Origin of the sequence: Burkholderia cepacia (assembly GCF_001718835.1) — a bacterium.
In the GTDB taxonomy this organism is placed as follows: domain Bacteria; phylum Pseudomonadota; class Gammaproteobacteria; order Burkholderiales; family Burkholderiaceae; genus Burkholderia; species Burkholderia cepacia_F.
Genome location: NZ_CP013442.1, coordinates 577,525 through 593,480, shown reverse-complemented (window position 1 = coordinate 593,480; position 15,956 = coordinate 577,525). Strand labels below are relative to the sequence as shown.

The 15,956-nt window shown below is 64.8% G+C and carries 13 protein-coding genes and 1 pseudogene; 5 read left to right on the top strand and 9 right to left on the bottom strand.

Annotation, left to right across the window (positions count from 1 at the left end):
- Positions 1 to 120: 120 nt before the first annotated feature.
- A pseudogene (locus tag WT26_RS02330) lies at positions 121 to 1,637 on the bottom strand (diguanylate cyclase).
- Between the two features lie 291 nt (positions 1,638 to 1,928).
- On the bottom strand, positions 1,929 to 2,939 hold the full coding sequence (locus tag WT26_RS02325; RefSeq protein ID WP_069272086.1) for a GlxA family transcriptional regulator: 1,011 nt from the start codon (positions 2,937 to 2,939) through the stop codon (positions 1,929 to 1,931).
- Positions 2,940 to 3,063: 124 nt separating this feature from the next.
- Between WT26_RS02325 and WT26_RS02320 the strand changes: the two genes are divergently transcribed.
- Positions 3,064 to 4,146 carry a DJ-1/PfpI family protein gene (locus tag WT26_RS02320; protein WP_069272179.1) on the top strand — a complete coding sequence of 361 codons (1,083 nt, stop codon included), beginning with the start codon at positions 3,064 to 3,066 and terminating at the stop codon, positions 4,144 to 4,146.
- 309 nt (positions 4,147 to 4,455) lie between these two features.
- Positions 4,456 to 5,331: an HpcH/HpaI aldolase/citrate lyase family protein gene (locus WT26_RS02315; RefSeq protein WP_069272085.1), complete on the top strand. Its 876-nt coding sequence runs from the start codon at positions 4,456 to 4,458 to the stop codon at positions 5,329 to 5,331.
- A 111-nt stretch (positions 5,332 to 5,442) separates the two neighbouring features.
- Here the strand turns inward: WT26_RS02315 and WT26_RS02310 are convergent, their stop codons facing one another.
- From WT26_RS02310 to WT26_RS02300, 3 genes are read right to left on the bottom strand one after another with little or no spacing between them, the layout of a single operon-like run.
- Positions 5,443 to 6,621, bottom strand: coding sequence for a CaiB/BaiF CoA transferase family protein (locus WT26_RS02310; protein WP_069272084.1), 1,179 nt, complete (start codon positions 6,619 to 6,621; stop codon positions 5,443 to 5,445).
- A gap of 14 nt (positions 6,622 to 6,635) precedes the next feature.
- Positions 6,636 to 7,793, bottom strand: a complete 1,158-nt coding sequence (locus tag WT26_RS02305) for an acyl-CoA dehydrogenase family protein (protein WP_069272083.1) — start codon at positions 7,791 to 7,793, stop codon at positions 6,636 to 6,638.
- Between the two features lie 30 nt (positions 7,794 to 7,823).
- Entirely contained in the window at positions 7,824 to 8,681 is an 858-nt protein-coding gene (locus WT26_RS02300) for an FAS1-like dehydratase domain-containing protein (protein WP_069272082.1), read from the bottom strand.
- Between the two features lie 128 nt (positions 8,682 to 8,809).
- Here WT26_RS02300 and WT26_RS02295 point away from each other — a divergent pair, with 128 nt between their 5' ends.
- Positions 8,810 to 9,760, top strand: a complete 951-nt coding sequence (locus tag WT26_RS02295) for a LysR substrate-binding domain-containing protein (RefSeq protein ID WP_069272081.1) — start codon at positions 8,810 to 8,812, stop codon at positions 9,758 to 9,760.
- 170 nt (positions 9,761 to 9,930) lie between these two features.
- Here the strand turns inward: WT26_RS02295 and WT26_RS02290 are convergent, their stop codons facing one another.
- Positions 9,931 to 11,184, bottom strand: a complete 1,254-nt coding sequence (locus WT26_RS02290) for an MFS transporter (protein WP_069272080.1) — start codon at positions 11,182 to 11,184, stop codon at positions 9,931 to 9,933.
- A gap of 139 nt (positions 11,185 to 11,323) precedes the next feature.
- On the opposite strand from WT26_RS02290, the gene WT26_RS02285 reads away from it, so the two are divergent.
- Together WT26_RS02285 and WT26_RS39000 are read left to right on the top strand one after the other, a co-directional pair.
- Positions 11,324 to 12,211 (top strand): LysR substrate-binding domain-containing protein, encoded by an 888-nt coding sequence (locus tag WT26_RS02285; protein WP_069272079.1) that lies wholly within the window; start codon positions 11,324 to 11,326, stop codon positions 12,209 to 12,211.
- A complete protein-coding gene (locus WT26_RS39000) occupies positions 12,114 to 12,431 on the top strand; it encodes an HU family DNA-binding protein (protein WP_418219963.1) in 318 nt (105 codons plus the stop codon). Before WT26_RS02285 ends, WT26_RS39000 begins: the two co-directional genes overlap by 98 nt.
- Positions 12,432 to 12,780: 349 nt before the next feature.
- Here WT26_RS39000 and WT26_RS02280 read toward each other — a convergent pair whose 3' ends face one another.
- The 3 genes from WT26_RS02280 to WT26_RS02270 form a co-directional block, all read right to left on the bottom strand.
- A complete protein-coding gene (locus WT26_RS02280) occupies positions 12,781 to 13,641 on the bottom strand; it encodes a glycine betaine ABC transporter substrate-binding protein (protein ID WP_059716646.1) in 861 nt (286 codons plus the stop codon).
- A 65-nt stretch (positions 13,642 to 13,706) separates the two neighbouring features.
- Positions 13,707 to 14,933, bottom strand: a complete 1,227-nt coding sequence (locus WT26_RS02275; RefSeq protein WP_069269610.1) for a M24 family metallopeptidase — start codon at positions 14,931 to 14,933, stop codon at positions 13,707 to 13,709.
- A gap of 81 nt (positions 14,934 to 15,014) precedes the next feature.
- Positions 15,015 to 15,902: a hypothetical protein gene (locus WT26_RS02270; protein ID WP_069269718.1), complete on the bottom strand. Its 888-nt coding sequence runs from the start codon at positions 15,900 to 15,902 to the stop codon at positions 15,015 to 15,017.
- Between the last annotated feature and the right edge of the window lie 54 nt (positions 15,903 to 15,956).

Genomic DNA, 15,956 nt, shown 5'->3' with positions numbered 1-15,956 from the left:
GGCGGCCGTGGGTGAGCGGGAATTTTTATCGCTATCGGTTGGGTGCGGACCGACGGGTGCGAATCAGGCGTGCTTCATCTGGTCGGGATATGGCGTGAAAAGCGCGGATCGATTCGCCCGTCATGCCGCATGCGTGTGCTGCTCCGCCGGTGCGCGGCAGACGCGGTTTCGTCCCTGGCGCTTGGCGGTGTACAGCGCGAGGTCCGCCTGACGCGACAGCGCGTCGATGGACGACGGGTGCGCATTGCGGGCGGTCGCGCATCCGATGCTCACCGTAAAAGCGGGAACCGCCTCGGCAAATCCGGCGAGCCGGTTGTTTTCCACTTCCCGGCGAATCGCCTCCGCGACCTTCGCGGCGCCGCGTTCGTCGGTGTCGGGCAGCACCGCGACGAACTCCTCGCCGCCGTAACGCGCGGCGAGGTCGCCGCGCCGCTGCGTATGGGCACGGATGCATTCGGCGAGGAACCGGAGCGCCGTGTCGCCGCGTGCGTGCCCGTATCGGTCGTTGTACTGCTTGAAGTGGTCGGCATCGATGAACAGCAGGGACAGGCTGCCGCTGCTGCTGCGCTGGAGCCGCTCCCATTCGTCGGCCAGCGCGACGTCGAGCGCGCGGCGGTTGTGCAGGCCGGTCAGCGGATCGGTGCGCGTGAGGTCGGTGAGCAGCGTCTGCTTGCGAAGGTTGTCCCGCAACGCGAACGCGAGCAGCCAGACGACCGCGCAGAAGAGCGTGCAAAGGAGCGACGCCGACACGCCGACCGACCATGACATCCGGATGAAACCGGCCAGCACGTCGACTTCGGCCGGCGCGACGACGGCGATCAGCGGTGTGCCGGGCACCCGCTGGAACGTATAGAGCCGCAGCGTTCCGTCGATGCGCGAGCGGCATAGAAGCCGGAATCCTGGTTCAGCATGCGATCGAAGGCTTTCGAGCGGCGCAGGCGGATCATCTGGTGATCGTTCAGCGGCGGGTTGCGGGCGAGGATGGTGCCGTCCGCGCGCAGGATCGCGCTGATGCCGTGCGGCCCGACGTCCAGCCGGGACAGCAGCTGGTCGAAATAGGCGAGGTCGATCGCGACCACCGCGATTCCGTTGAACGTGTGATCCGGTCGTTCGATACGCCGGGAAAGCGCGATCGATTCCGTGCCGCCGCGCGAGCGTGCGCGATAGGCCTCCGACACGTAAAGGCCGACGTTCGGCGAGTCGCGATGCACCTTGAAATAGTCGCGATCGCTGAAGTTCCAGTGGTGGGACGGGCCGCAGCACGCGTCGATCAGCCGGCCGTCGCGGTCCGTCACGCCCATCCCCGTCACGTATTGCGCGGCCGCGCGCTGGAACAGCAGGTCGTGCCGCAGCCCGGCGTCCATGCGCCGCACCGCCGGCTTGCCGAGATCGGCGGAGAGTGCGATCAGTGCGTTGTTGGACGTTTCGACGGTCCGCGCGATCTCGCTGACCAGCACGGCGGCGACGTTGCGCGAGGTTTCGTGCGCGTGCTCGACGACTTCGCTTCTCGTGGCCCAGAGCGTGGCCGCGCTGATGCCGACCGCCGCGAGCGACATCAGCGTGCCCAGCGCGCCGACGACGAGATGGTTTCGTCCCGCCCAGTCGGCGATTTTCTCGATGGAGGTGGATGCGGACATGCTGGCGCTCGCAGGGGGAGGCCCGGCGCGATGAACCGGGCTGCGCTGAAATCCGGGTTAACGGCAGGCAAGCGAAGAAATCGAGGTCCGGATGCTAAGCGAATCGGCGCGACGTGGCCGCAAACGTGTGCGGCCGGCCAGCCGGTTCGGTCGAAGCCGGTACGTCAGCCGGGCCCGTATCGGCAAGAGCGGGTTTCGGGCTTGGCAGCCGCTGCGTGTCTGCAGCGAAGCAAATTGCGATGCGCGCAAATGTGCGTTGGTGTCGGCGAAGCGTTGTAGCCAATTGCCGACCTATGTTGCCGGCGGCGCGTCGTGTCGCTTGCCGAAGCGTGCACGATAATCGCTCGGTGACACGCCGAGCTGCTTCGCGAATGCGCGCTGCAACGCGTCGATGCTGCCGAACCCCGACCGTTCGGCGATGCGCTCGAGCGGCCAGTCGGCCCGCTCGAGCAGCGCCTTCGCGCGCTCGACGCGTGCCGCAAGGACGAACTGCGCGGGCGATCGCCCGGTTTGCTCGCGGAAATGGCGGGCGAACGTCCGCTCGCTCATGTGCAGGCGTGCTGCCAGGGCTGGCACGCCGAGATCGCCGGTCGGATCGTCGGCGATCTCGGTGAGCAGCGTCCGCATGCGCGGCGTCGCATTGGCCTGGATATCGAGCCCGACGCTGAACTGCGCCTGGCCGCCGGGACGGTGCACGAACAGCACGAGTTCGCGCGCGACCGCGAGCGCGGTCGGCGCGCCGCAGTCCGCCTCGACGAGTGCAAGACACAGATCGATGCCGGCCGTCACGCCGGCCGACGTGTGAAACGGCGGATCGCTCACGTAGATCGCGTCCGGTTCGATCCGCGCGTCGGGGCAGAGCGCCTGCAGCGTCGCACACTGGTTCCAGTGCGTGGTCGCGCGCTTGCCGTCCAGCCATCCGCCCGCGGCGAGCACGAACGCGCCCGTGCAGATGCTCGCGATTCGCCGCGTGTGTGCGATCCGCGCGCGCAGCCACGGCAGCACGCCGGCTTCCGACGCCGCGTGTCGCAGCGCAGCATCGCTGCCGCCGGCGATGATGATCGTGTCGATGTGCTCGGGCAGTGCCGTGAGTGCGATTGGGCCGGCGAGTCGCAAACCGGCATGCGTGACGATGTCGCCCCCGTGTTGCGACGCGAGCGTGAGCCGATAGGGTGCGGCATGATCCGGCAGGTAACGGTTCGCGACCGCGAACACTTCCATCGGGCCCGTGATGTCGAGCGACTGGACGCCTTCGAAGCCGACGACAACGATGTCGCGTGCCGAACAGGTTGACTGGGACATGGCGGAAAGTGCGGTGGAGTTGTCCTTGTGACCGCGAGCATGATCCTTGTAATTTTCCGGACGTGCAATCGATTAACGCGGGCGGGCGATGCTGGAAAGAACGAGGAGCAGGGCGACGCGCACGATGGTGGCGCTGTTTGCCTGCATGCAGTTTTGTGCGTGGGCGTGGGGTGCGTCGACGCAAGCGCCGGCGGAGCGCATGTTGCCGGACACACGAGCGCTGACGGTGTCCGCGCCAAAGGACGGGCGCAAGCGGCCGCTCGTGGCGATCGTCGCGGACAACGCCGGAACGGAGACGACCGATTTCCTCGTTCCGTACGCGATCCTGAAGGCATCCGGTGCGGCCGATGTCGTCGCCGTGTCGGTCGATGCAGGGCCCGTCGAACTGATGCCCGCATTGCGCATGCTGGCCGACACCACGTTCGACCGGTTCGATGCCGCGATACCTGCCGGGGCGGATGTCGTGATCGTACCCGCGCTGCACGGGGCCGACCGGCCGGCGGTATTGGCATGGCTGCAAAAGCAGGCCGCTGGCGGCGCGACGATGGTGGCGATCTGCGACGGCGCGGAAGTCCTCGCGAATGCCGGACTGCTACGGCATCGTACTGCGACGTCGCACTGGTATTCGCGCGACCGCCTGCGTCGCCGCTTCACCGGGACGACGTGGGTCGACGATCGCCGCTACGTGATGGACGGCAACGTCATGACGACGACCGGCGTGTCCGCGTCCATTCCCGCGTCGCTTGCGCTGGTGAGCGCGCTTGCCGGGCCCGCGACAGCGCGTGACACCGCACGGACCATCGGCGTGCAAGCCTGGAACGACGAGCACGACGGCAGCCGGTATGGATTGACCGCGCGTACGGTGGTGGCCGCGCTGACGAACCGCGTTGCGTTCTGGCGGTACGAGACGTTCGATCTGCCGCTCGAACCCGGTTTTGACGAATTGCCGGTCGCGTTGACCGTGGATGCGTGGGCGCGGACCTGGCGCAGCGACGTCGTCGCGACGGGAGAGGGGCGGGAGGTTGTATCAAGGCACGGGTTGAGGTTGCTGACCCGGCCGGCAAGTATCGGGCGCGCGCGCGTGACGATTCCGGATGGGCGGCGTGGAGATGCCGTGCTGCCCGGTGTGCTGGGAGATATAGCGGCACGCTATGGCGCCGCTACGTCGGACTGGATTGCGCTGCAGCTGGAATACGCGAACGAGTAGCACGGCGTTTTTTCGTCGAGAGTCGATAACCGACGGGCAGGAAGGTCGCCCGGCTGCCCCTGACCCGGAATCAGTCCCTGTCCGAAGGCGAACCGGCCAATAGGTTTGGGCTATGGCCGGCAGAGCCAATCGATAGTTGTCGACGTACGGGATTCCGCGTGTAATGGCCTGCGAAATTGGTTGATGCCGACAAACGGATGGAGGAACGACGCGTGAAGATCGTGGTAGCAGCGAAGCGGGTGGTCGATTACAACGTGAAGACGTCGATGAACCCGTTCGACGCAATCGAACGGGTTCCGGAGGTGGTCGATGCCGTCTGATGCCGCGCATCGCGCCGGCGCCGGACGCTCGATACCCGCCCAGTCATACCTGTTCGTCCCGGGGAACAAGCCCGAACGGTTCGACAAGGCACTCGCGAGCGGCGCCGATGCGGTCATCATCGATCTCGAGGATGCGGTCGAGCCTGAAGCGAAAACGTCGGCGCGCGACGCGACAGCACGGTGGGTTTCGCCCGAGCATCCAGTGCTCGTGCGGATCAACGCGCGGAACACGCCATGGTTCGATGCCGATGCCACGCTCGGCGCGTTGAAGGGTGTGGCCGGTATCGTGCTGCCGAAGGCCGAGAGCGCCGACGACGTTTGCGCCGTCGTCGCGCTTGCGCGACGGCGTGTGCCGGTCTATCCGTTGATCGAAAGCGCGAATGGCATGTGGAATGCGCTCGAAGTCGCAAAGGCGCCGTACGTCGAGCGATTGATGTTCGGCACGCTCGATTTCATCGCGGACATGGGCATGTCCGACGATGGCGTGTCGCTCAATTACTTCCGCTCGCAGCTCGCGTTGGTGTCGAGGGTGGCCGGCATCGAGTCGCCGGTCGACGGAGTGACGCCGGATATTCACGACGGGGAACGGATCGAGCGTGATGCATTCAACGGGAAGCAACTGGGATTTGGCGGGAAGCTGTGCATTCATCCGAAGCAGATCGGGTTCGTGCACAAGTGCTATCGGCCGAGTGCGGACGAGGTTTGCTGGGCGCGCCGGGTGCTCGATTCGATGCGCAATTCAAATGGCGGTGTGGTGACGGTCGACGGGAAGATGGTCGATCGGCCCGTGCTGTTGCGCGCCACGCGGATCGCCGGGCTGGCCCCTGCCGTCGACGGTGCATCGAACGAGGCGGCCGGCGAATGATGCGCAGCGATGTACTCGCGCAATAGTGGCGATCTCGCGTCCGTGAACGGACGCGGAGACGCTTCGATATGTCGATGAGGGGCGCGCTTCGTTCAGCGCGGAAAAAACCGGTCAGACCGCGCCGGATGCGTGCAACGTGTGAATTTGTTCATCGGTATAGCCGATCTCGCGCAGCACGGCATCGGTATGCTGGCCGAGCGCTGGCACCGGATCCATGCGCGGATCGTCGCACGGCGTGACGCCGGGTGGCAGCAGGGCGGGGATCTCGCCGGCAGGCGTGTCGACCCGCGTCCAGCGATGCCGGGCGGCAAGCTGTTCATGCGTCCAGACGCCGTGCATGTCGTTCATCCGCGCGTTCGCGATGCCGGCTTGCTCGAGCCGGCCGATAACGTCGTCGGCCGTCAATGTCGAGAACGCGCCGACGATGACGGCCGCGAGCTCGTTGCGATTCGCGACGCGGCGACTGTTCGAACCGAAGCGCTCGTCTGCCGCCAGTTCGGGCACGCGGATCACGGTCTCGCAGAAGCGCTTCCATTCGCGCTCGTTCTGCAGGCCCAGCATCACGGTCTTCCCGTCGCCGGCCTTGAACGGGCCGTACGGAAAGATCGTCGCGTGCGATGCGCCGGCTTGCCGCGGCGGTGACTGTCCGTCGATCGCGTAGTAGAGCGGATAGCTCATCCACTCGACCATGCTTTCGAGCATCGACACGTCGAAGTGCCGGCCGCGTCCGGTGCGGCCGCGCTCGATCAACGCGGCGAGGATGTTCGTATACGCATACATGCCTGCGGCGATATCGGCGATCGAGCAGCCGGCCTTGGCCGGCTCGCCGCCGGAGCCGGTAATGCTGAGGAATCCGGATTCACTCTGGATCAGCAGGTCGTACGCCTTCTTGTCGCGAAACGGCCCGTCGAGTCCGTAGCCGGAAATGTCGCAGACGATCAGACGCGGATAGCGCTCGCGCAGCGTGTCGTAGTCGAGCCCCAGGCGCTGCGTCGCTCCGGGGGCAAGGTTCTGCACGAACACGTCGGCGTCCGCGAGCAGCCGGTGAACGACGTCGAGCGCCGCGGGCTGCTTGACGTCGAGCGTGATGCTTTCCTTCGAGCGGTTGGTCCACACGAAGTGGGACGCGAGCCCCGACACGCGTTCGTCGTAGCCCCGCGCGAAATCGCCGACGCCCGGCCGCTCGACCTTGATCACGCGCGCGCCGAGATCCGCGAGCTGACGCGTGCAGAACGGCGCGGCGATCGCATGCTCGAACGTGACGACCTTGATGCCTTCCAGTGGGCGCATGCTCGTCTCTCCCGTCAGAACGAACGCGGCAGGCCGAGGATGTGCTCGGCGACGTACGACAGGATCAGGTTCGTCGAGATCGGCGCGACCTGATACAGGCGCGTTTCGCGGAACTTGCGCTCGACGTCGTATTCGCACGCGAAACCGAAGCCGCCATGGAACTGCAGGCACGCATTCGCGGCTTCCCACGACGCATCGGCGGCGAGCAGCTTCGCCATGTTTGCCTGCGCGCCGCACGGCTCGTGCGCATCGAACCGGCGCGCGGCCTCGAAGCGCATCAGGCTCGCGGCCTCGACGTTGACGAACGAGCGGGCGATCGGAAACTGCACGCCCTGGTTCTGGCCGATCGGCCGGCCGAACACGACGCGATCCTTCACGTACTGCGACACCTTGTCGACGAACCAGTAGCCGTCGCCGATGCATTCGGCCGCGATCAGTGTGCGTTCCGCATTCAATCCGTCGAGGATGTACTTGAAGCCCCGGCCTTCCTCGCCGATCAGGTTCTCCGCGGGGATCTCGAGGTTGTCGAAAAACAGTTCGTTTGTCTCGTGGTTCACCATGTTCGGGATCGGGCGCACCGTCATCCCGTTGCCGATCGCGTGATGCAGGTCGACGATGAAGATCGACATCCCTTCGGACTTCTTCTTCACGTCCGACAGCGGCGTGGTGCGTGCGAGCAGGATCATCAGGTCGGAGTGCTGCACGCGCGAGATCCACACCTTCTGGCCGTTGATCACGTAACGGTCGCCCTTGCGTACCGCGGTCGTCTTGATCTTCGTCGTGTCGGTGCCGGTGGTCGGCTCGGTCACGCCCATCGACTGCAGGCGCAGCTCGCCGCTCGCGAACCTCGGCAGGTAGCGCTGCTTTTGCTCGGCCGAGCCGTGGCGCAGCAGCGTGCCCATGTTGTACATCTGGCCGTGACACGCGCCGGAGTTGCCGCCCGCGCGGTTGATTTCCTCCATGATCACCGATGCCTCGGTCAGGCCGAGACCGGAGCCGCCGTATTCCTGCGGAATCAGTGCGGCGAGCCAGCCGGCTTTCGTCAGCGCGTCGACGAACGCTTCGGGGTAGCCGCGTTCCTCGTCGATCTTGCGGAAATATTCAGCGGAAAACTCACCGCACAGGTCGCGAACGGCTTCGCGAATGTCTTGGTACGCGTCGGTTTGATTCACGGTGCGGATCGGGGTAATCGTCGGAACGGGTCAGGCGAGGGTCGCGGTCGCGGACATGGTCAGCCAGCCGTCGTGATCCTTCGCCCAAAGGTCAATGGTCTTGCCGTCGTCGGCGAGGCGGCCGCATACACTGAACGTGTTGCCAAGGAAGGTCGGCCGCACCGCGCGATAGGCATATTCGACGACGGTCGCGTCAGGCAGCGAGCGCGTCACGAGGTCGAGCAGTAGCGTCGAGATCAGCGGGCCGTGCACGACGAGGTCCGGATAGCCTTCGACGTCGCGCGCATAGGTGCGATCGTAGTGAATGCGATGGCCGTTGAAGGTCAGTGCGGAATAGCGGAACAGCATGACTTCATCCGGTGTGATGTCGAGCTGCCATTGCGCATCGTCGGGTGCGCCCTTCGGCGAGGGGGCGGTGGCGCCGGGCGCGGCCGGGCCGCGATAGACGATGTCGTGTTCCTCGCGGATCGCGACTTCCCCTGCCGATTCGATCACGTGCTCGACGGTGACGAAGCCGAGCGCGCCGCTGCGGCCTTCCTTTCGTTCGATCGACAGCACGCGCGACGTGCGCGTCGCGATCGTGCCGATCGTCAGTGGGCGTTCGAACGCAAGGCGGCCGCCGGCCCACATGCGTCGCGGCAGCCCGAGGTCGGGCAGGAAGCCGCCCTTGCGCGGATGACCGTCGTGGCCGAGTTCGGCCTGCTGCTCGATCGACCAGAAATACAGCCAGTGCCAGGCGGGCAGCAACGCGTCGCCTGCTACAGGGCGCGTCGGATGGTCGAGCGTGGCGGCGAATGCCGCGGCACGTTCGGCGCTGATCAGGTCGGTCGCGACCTGTTGAACATCGTCGCTGGCATGCGACCGGGGAGCATTCACTGTCACCTCCATCGCCGGGCAGGCCGGCTGTTTCGACTTGGGATGAAGTGACTTTAGGTGAAGCGGGCGCGCGGAGGAAATACCGTTTGAATGTGCCAGTCATAGGGGTATCCTATGACTTTCGCTTCGACCGAACCGCCATGGACATCCGCCAGCTCCGTTACTTCGTCAGCATCGTGGAATACGGGAGCCTCGGGAAGGCGGCCGAAAAACTGTTCGTCGCGCAGCCGTCGTTGAGTCAGCAGATCGCGAAACTTGAAGCCGACATCGGGGTCACGCTGCTGCTGCGCAGCCCGCAGGGCGTGAAGCCGACCGCGGCTGGGCAGGCGCTGTACCGCCATGCGCGGCTTGTGCTCCGGCAGATGGAGCAACTACGCCAGGAAGTGCGGGAAGGTGTGGGCAGTGAGTCCGGTACGGTCGCGGTGGGTTTTCCCACCACGATGACGTCGATTCTCGCCGTACCGCTGTTCGAACGGGTCAGGTCTCGTTATCCGGGCATCCGGCTGCAGTACATCGAAAGCATGAGCGGCTTCATCAACGAGCTGCTCGCGAACGGGCGGCTCGACCTTGCGATCCTGTTCCGCGAATCCAACACGACCGGCATCACCGCGCTGCCGCTGTTCGACGAAGTGCTGCATCTGCTCGGTGAGCCGGGCGATGCGGTGCCGTCGCGTGCGCGCACCTGCACACTCGCGGCGCTTGCCGGCGTGCCGCTCGTCGCGCCGGGCGTGCAGAACGGGCTGCGCCTGCTGCTCGAGCGCACGTTTGCGCGCGAGGAGGTGCCGCTCAACATCATCGCGGATATCGATTCGCTGCCGACGATGATCTCGCTCGCACAGTCGGGCCTCGCGTGCACGATCCTGCCCGCATCCGTGATGGCGCTGCGCGAGCCGTCCAACCGGCCGAAGATGCGCCGGATTGTCGAGCCGGAGATCCGCCGACCCGCGAGCCTGTGCTGGTCCAACACGTCCCCCATCAATTCCGCGGCGCTGGTGGTGCGGGAAACGATCGTCGAGCTGATTGGCGAGCTCGCTGCAAGCGGCACGTGGACGGGCATCACGCTACGCGAGGCCGATTCGTCGCCGGCGTGACGCGCGGGCGCGGCTTTTTCGCGTCGGTCGCTCGACGAGGCCACGACGACTTTTACACGTAGACGACCTGCATTCGGAAGTACCTCGTCGACACCTTCGGAATCCAAACGAAGACCGCGAGTGCAATCATTCGACACAAGATGCGCGCCGAAGCCGTCGGCGCGGGGCGCTTACCGCACATGCTCCACGCGGGTCATCCGGCGTGCAGCCAGCAGCCCGAGCGCGAGCAGCACCGCGACATACGCGGCGACGCCCGTCCACGCGCCGTGTTGCCAGAACGTGCCGCCGATCGACCCGAGCACGCTCGACCCGAGGTAGTAGGCGAGCAGGTACAGCGATGCGGCGTGCCCCTTCGCGGCCCCCGCGAGGTAGCCCACCCAGCCGCTCGCGACCGAGTGGGCAATGAAGAAGCCGATCGTCACGAGCACGATGCCGACGACGATCGCGACGAGCGAATGCGACAGCGTCAGCGCGAGGCCCGCAGCGAACACGAGCACGCCGCTGACGAGCACCGGTGAACGTCCGAGACGGTCGGCGAGCGCGCCCGCGCTCGATGACGACACCATCCCGAACAGGTAGGCGCCGAAGATCAGCCCGCACGCGGTCGCACTCAGGTTGAACGGGGCCGCGGTGAGCCGGAAGCCCGCATAGTTGTAGATCGTCACGAACGCGCCCATCACCAGGAAGCCGATCGCGAACACGAACGGGAGCCGCGCGTGACGCATCTGCTCGCCCCACAGCCGGACGTGATGGCGCAGCGTCAGGTCGGTGCGCTTCACGAAGCGCCGCGACGGCGGCAGCAGCATCACGAACGCGGCCGCCGCGACGAGGTCGACGACACCGATCGTCAGCATCGCGGTGCGCCACGAGAAATGCTCTTCCAGCATGCTCATGCCGATCCGTCCGACCATGCCGCCGAACGCGGTCCCGCCGACATAGAGCCCCATCGAGAAGCCGAGCCCATCCGACGCGATTTCCTCGGCGAGATAGGCCATTGCCACCGCCGGGACGCCGCCGAGCGCGAAGCCTTCCAGCGCGCGCCAGACCAGCAGCAGGTTCCAGTCGGGCGACAGCGCGGCGAGCACGTTGAACAGTGCGGCGAGCGTCATCGACGCGAACATCAGCCCGCGTCGACCGACGCGTTCGGACAGCGCGCCCGCGCACAGGATGGAGATCGCCAGCATCCCGGTCGACAGCGACAGCGAGAGCGAACTCGAGGCCGCGCCGAGCCCGAACTCGCGGGCGAACGCGGGAAGCAGCGGCTGGACGCAGTACAGCAGCGAGAACGTGGCAAAACCGGCAAGGAAGAGCGCCAGCGCGATGCGCTTGTACGCGGCCGAGCGCGGGGAAACGCCGGCGGGCAGCGCGTCGGACGCGGTTTTCCGCGTTCCGGGCATGGATGGGGAAAGCGAAGGGGAGGACATGACTGCGCTCGATGTGCGAAGGAATGCCTGAATTCTTGCGCACGGTCACGTATATGTCCAATATATGAAAGTAACCGCAGCGATATGTTTTGGCACTAGCCGGCAAGCTGGCTCGACTCACAACGAGGTCACATAGCGAATGGAACTCCGGCATCTCCGTTATTTTCTGGCCGTGGCGGCCGCGTCGAATTTCACCAAGGCTGCCGAGGCGCTCGGCATCGGGCAGCCGCCGTTGAGCCAGCAGATCAAGGCGCTCGAAAGCGAGCTCGATGTGGAACTGTTCAGGCGGACCGCGCGTGGCGCCGAGCTGACGCTGGCGGGCGAGGTCTTCGCGCAGGAAGCGCGCCGCGTGCTCGACGCCGCCGAGCGTGCGGTGCGCGCGGCAAGGCGGGCCGCGCGCGGGGAAACCGGGCATCTGCGCGTGGGTTTCACAGGGACGGCGGCGTTCAATTCGAAAGTGTCGGACCTGATCCGGCGCTTTCGGGAAGCGTTTCCGGATGCCGAGCTGACGTTGCAGGAGGCCGCGTCGCGGATGCTGCTGGAGGCGCTGGAGGCCGGGCACCTCGACGTCGCGATCGTGCGGCCGGCACGCCGGGCCGCCGCGACGTTGCGGTTACTCGACTGGGACGACGAACCGATGTTCGTCGCGCTGCCCGTTGCGCACCGGCTGGCGCAGCGGCGGCGGATCGATCTGGTGGAACTGGCGGACGAGTCGTTCGTGCAGGTGCCGAGGGAGGCCGGCGGCGCGCTGTTCGACCATATCGTGGCCGCATGCAATGCCGCCGGGTTCGAGCCGCGCATGGCGCAGCCTGCGCCGCAAATGGCGTCCGCTGTGACGCTGGTGGCGGCCGGGCTCGGCGTGTCGGTCGTGCCGAAGGCGATTACGCAGGTGCAGGTTGCAGGCGTGAGCTATCGGCCGATAGCGGGCAATGGACTCCGCGCAAGGCTGGCGATCACGTCGCGATGCGACGACCCGTCTGCCGTTGTCCGCAACTTTCTTCTGCTCGCCGGGCAGAAGCTGGCGTAACTGCATTTGGCGCCGGAACGACTGTGGTCGCCGGTGCTGGAGCCGGCTGACTGCCCTCGGCGCCGTGCAACGGCGGAGCGCAGTTCGGTATTGGGCGAGACGGCGTGCCGCACGGACCGGTAGAAATCCGACGACGGATGCAGAGATCGCGAGCGCAGCGGCGAAGACGTTGAAGTTCATTGCTGGCAAGGCATTCAAGTATGCAGTGAACGCGCCTTGAGTAAGCGCGATGGTCGGCCAGACGGGTAAGGCGGATTTGCACGGCAGAAATTGCGGACGTCTGCACAAACGCGCGTTCAATCGGCCGTTAGCCGGATGCAGCGCGTCGAGTATCCCACGTTGCTACGCAGGCCACGTCTCTCGTGGACACTGTTGATACGTGTCAACCTCGAGCTGGGCTCATCGAATCCTGGGACGGGGAGGGATCTGCGGGAAGGCATACCACCTCGTCGAGGTCGGCTTCGCTTCCGATTCTGTCAAAGTGGTGCCCGTCAAATCGAAAATGATGGGCACCACCTTGATGTCAGGTCTCGCCGCTGTCCAAGACGGTTGGCGAGGCGCTTACCGTACTACTTGAGCCATTGCGCCACCAGCGCTGGATTCTTGCCGATCCATACCGTCACACCCTTCTCCGGCGTGGTCTCGCCTTCGGCTCGGATATCGTTCATTAGCGATCCAAGCGTCTGGTCATCCATCTTCCATTGATGTAACCAGCGCGACGGGTCCGGATGGTCATGGGTGAAATTCGACGCTGCGATGGCATAGATCGCATCCGGGTTGCCGAACGTACCCTTCGGGTCCTTCAGGTAGTGCATCGGATATTTCGCCCACACCCAATGCGGATTCCAGAGCGTGACCACGATCGGCTCGTGCCGCTGCTCCGCGCGGGTCAACGCGAGTAGCATGGCCGCCTCCGATGTCGCCAGCACTGAGTAACTCAAGCCGTAGTCTGCTTTGGCCTTCTCCGTCAGCTTCATCAGTCCGCTGCCCGCTTCGATACCGAAGATCGCGGCCTGTCCATCGCGTCCGAACTGCGCGGCATGTGCATTCAATTGATCGATGCTATCGACCTTCACGTAGTCCGGCACGGCCAGACCGAGTTGCGCTTTATCGAACCAAGGGCCGATCTTTTCCACACGTGACTTCACGTTGTTGTATGGCGCGGCATCGGTGGACGGCAGCCACACTTCAAACGTCAGGTCGAGCTTTCCCTGCGCGACGGCACTATAGATGATCGCTTTGTCGCCTTGTTGAAGGTTAACCTTGTAGCCTTTTTGCGCGAGCAGGACTTTCCACAGATTCGCGACCGCGATGTTCTCTGCCCAGTTGTTCACGCCGATCGTGATCGGGTTGTCCTGCGGTGCCGCAACAGCCACCGGCATGTAACACATCAAAAGAAACAGCCGGGCGGCGTTCATCCACTTGTTCATTGGGTTCTCCTGGATCAGGGAAGACCGCCTCCATGTTCGCCGAGCGGTCATGTGTGCGTGAGAAATCAAGCGAGCAGGCGCGCTTCGAACGGATAGTCTGACAGTAGCTCAACCTGGCCGTCGTCGCGCACATAGACCTGTTCTTCGAGCTTGACGCCTTCGCCGCCGTCTTCGTGACCGATATAGCTTTCGATGCATAGCGTCATGCCCGGCTCGATCACACCGTCATAACCTTTTGTTTCGTTGTCTTCGCGATGGACGATATACGGATACTCGCCCGTCATGCCCACGCCGTGCGCGAGCGCGAAGTAACGGCGTGCCTGATACGGACCGGGGATCTTCCATGCCTTGGCGATGAACTCCTGGAAGGTCGTGCCGGCGCGCACGTTCTCCATGTTCGAATGGACCTGCTCATAGGCGAGACGGTAGAGATTCTTTTGCGCGGGCGTTGCGGGACCATCGCCGCACAGGAAGGTACGCGAAAAATCGGCGTAGTAGCCGAAGCGCCCCACTACGTCGGTATCGAGTCCGACCAGTTCGCCCGCCTGAATCTTGCGCGGGCTGCTTTCCTGGAACCACGGGTTCGTTCGTGGCCCCGAACTGATCAGCCGCGTTTCAACATAGTCGCCGTCGGTCTCGATGATGTGCTTGTGCAGATGCGACCACAGTTCGTTTTCGCTGATGCCGGGCACGAGTGCCGCTTCCAGCTTGCGCACGCCTTCTTCGGCCGCGCGCAGCGACGAGCGGATCATCTTGATCTCGTTGGGCACCTTGATCGCTCGAGCGCGCTCGAGCGGTTCCTGTGCGTCCGAGATCTGGTAGCCGCGCGCCTGCAACGCGAACGCCGCCGCTGAAGTCGCACTTTCGATGGCGATGCGCTTGCCGCCGCCGCTTTGCTTCACCAGTTCGTCTATTTCGTCGGCCCAGCGTTCGGTGACGCGGCCCAGCATATCGTCGCAAAAGTAGTAGGAAATCGCCGTGGCGGGCCGCACCTCGTCGACCGTGTCGAGTCCTTCAGCCAGAAAATCGCAGCCTGCGTATTCGAACAAAACCACCTTGCCTTCGGCCGGCACGAATGCGTAGCGGGCAGGGTTGCGCATCGAATAGACCTGCATGTTGCGCGAACCGGTCGCGTAGCGCATGTGCGTAGGGTCGAACAGGATCGCGGCGGTGAGGTCGCGTTTCTTGAGTTCGCGGCGCACGGCGGCGAGCCTGTCGCGCTGGATCTGCGCAATTTCTTCCGTGGTCGGTTCGCAATCTTCCGGGCGATGAGTCGGGCGAAGAATCGTCATGGTGTCAGTAGGGGGAGCGTTATAAGTATCGGGAACGACAAGGCTTGCCGCAGCGGCTTCGGCAAGGACTCGAAATCCGCTTCAATCGACAAGATCGTCGGCACGTACCAGCTTTTGTTCGGCTTCCAGATGCATCTCGGACACGCGTCCATACAACTGACGCGTGCGTTCAAGCCGACCGATCACACCGGGCTTTTTCGAGTACGCGAAGATCGCCGTGTGACGATCGATCGCGCCTTGCACCTGCGTCACGCGATGCAACGAAAAGCGCCCCTTGAACAGTTGCAGGTCGCCCGGCTGCAGGGTAATGACGTTGATCGGCGCGCGCGTTTCGCCGCGCACCACCGCGCCGACGTCGCCATAGTTCTCGCCTTCGGGAGAGCGTATGTTCGGGCAGTACTCGAAATCGCCGCCTGCTTCCGGCTGCTGCGTCATCATCGAGACGATGAATTCGTTGGTGTCGTAGTGCCACGGCTGCTCGGTGCCCGGCGGCATGACGTTCTGCACGAGGCCTGCATATGGATCGGCGTATTCCCAGACGCGCTCCTCGCCAAGGCAAAGTGCGACAAAGCGCTTCATCGCATGCGCCACGTAGATGCGGTGAATGATCGCGTCAGCCGGAATCACGTCGCGCGTGACGAAGCCGCTGGTGCGGTCCATGAACACACGGCGCGGATCGCCCTCGGGCAAGGAAGGATCGTCGGCGGTGAAATATGCGTTGACCTTGCGGCTGGAGAAATAGGTTTTCATTGCGAAGGCCAAGCCTTCGGCGCGCGCCTGCTTCAAAGCGTCCGGGCGCAGAAAACCATGCAGCACCGCGCTGCCGTTGCCGGCAAGGTGCGAGCGGCAGTTCGCGATCAGCTCACGCATGCGGGGGTGGTCTGGTTCGTGCAACGGATAGCGTTCGGTATCGACGATATCGCTCAGATCGATACATTCGGCGTCGGCAAGAGGCAGGCTGGCTGACACGGGTTGCTCCAATTGGGGTTCTGACGGTGGATTTGTGAGTTGAATTGTTTTCGA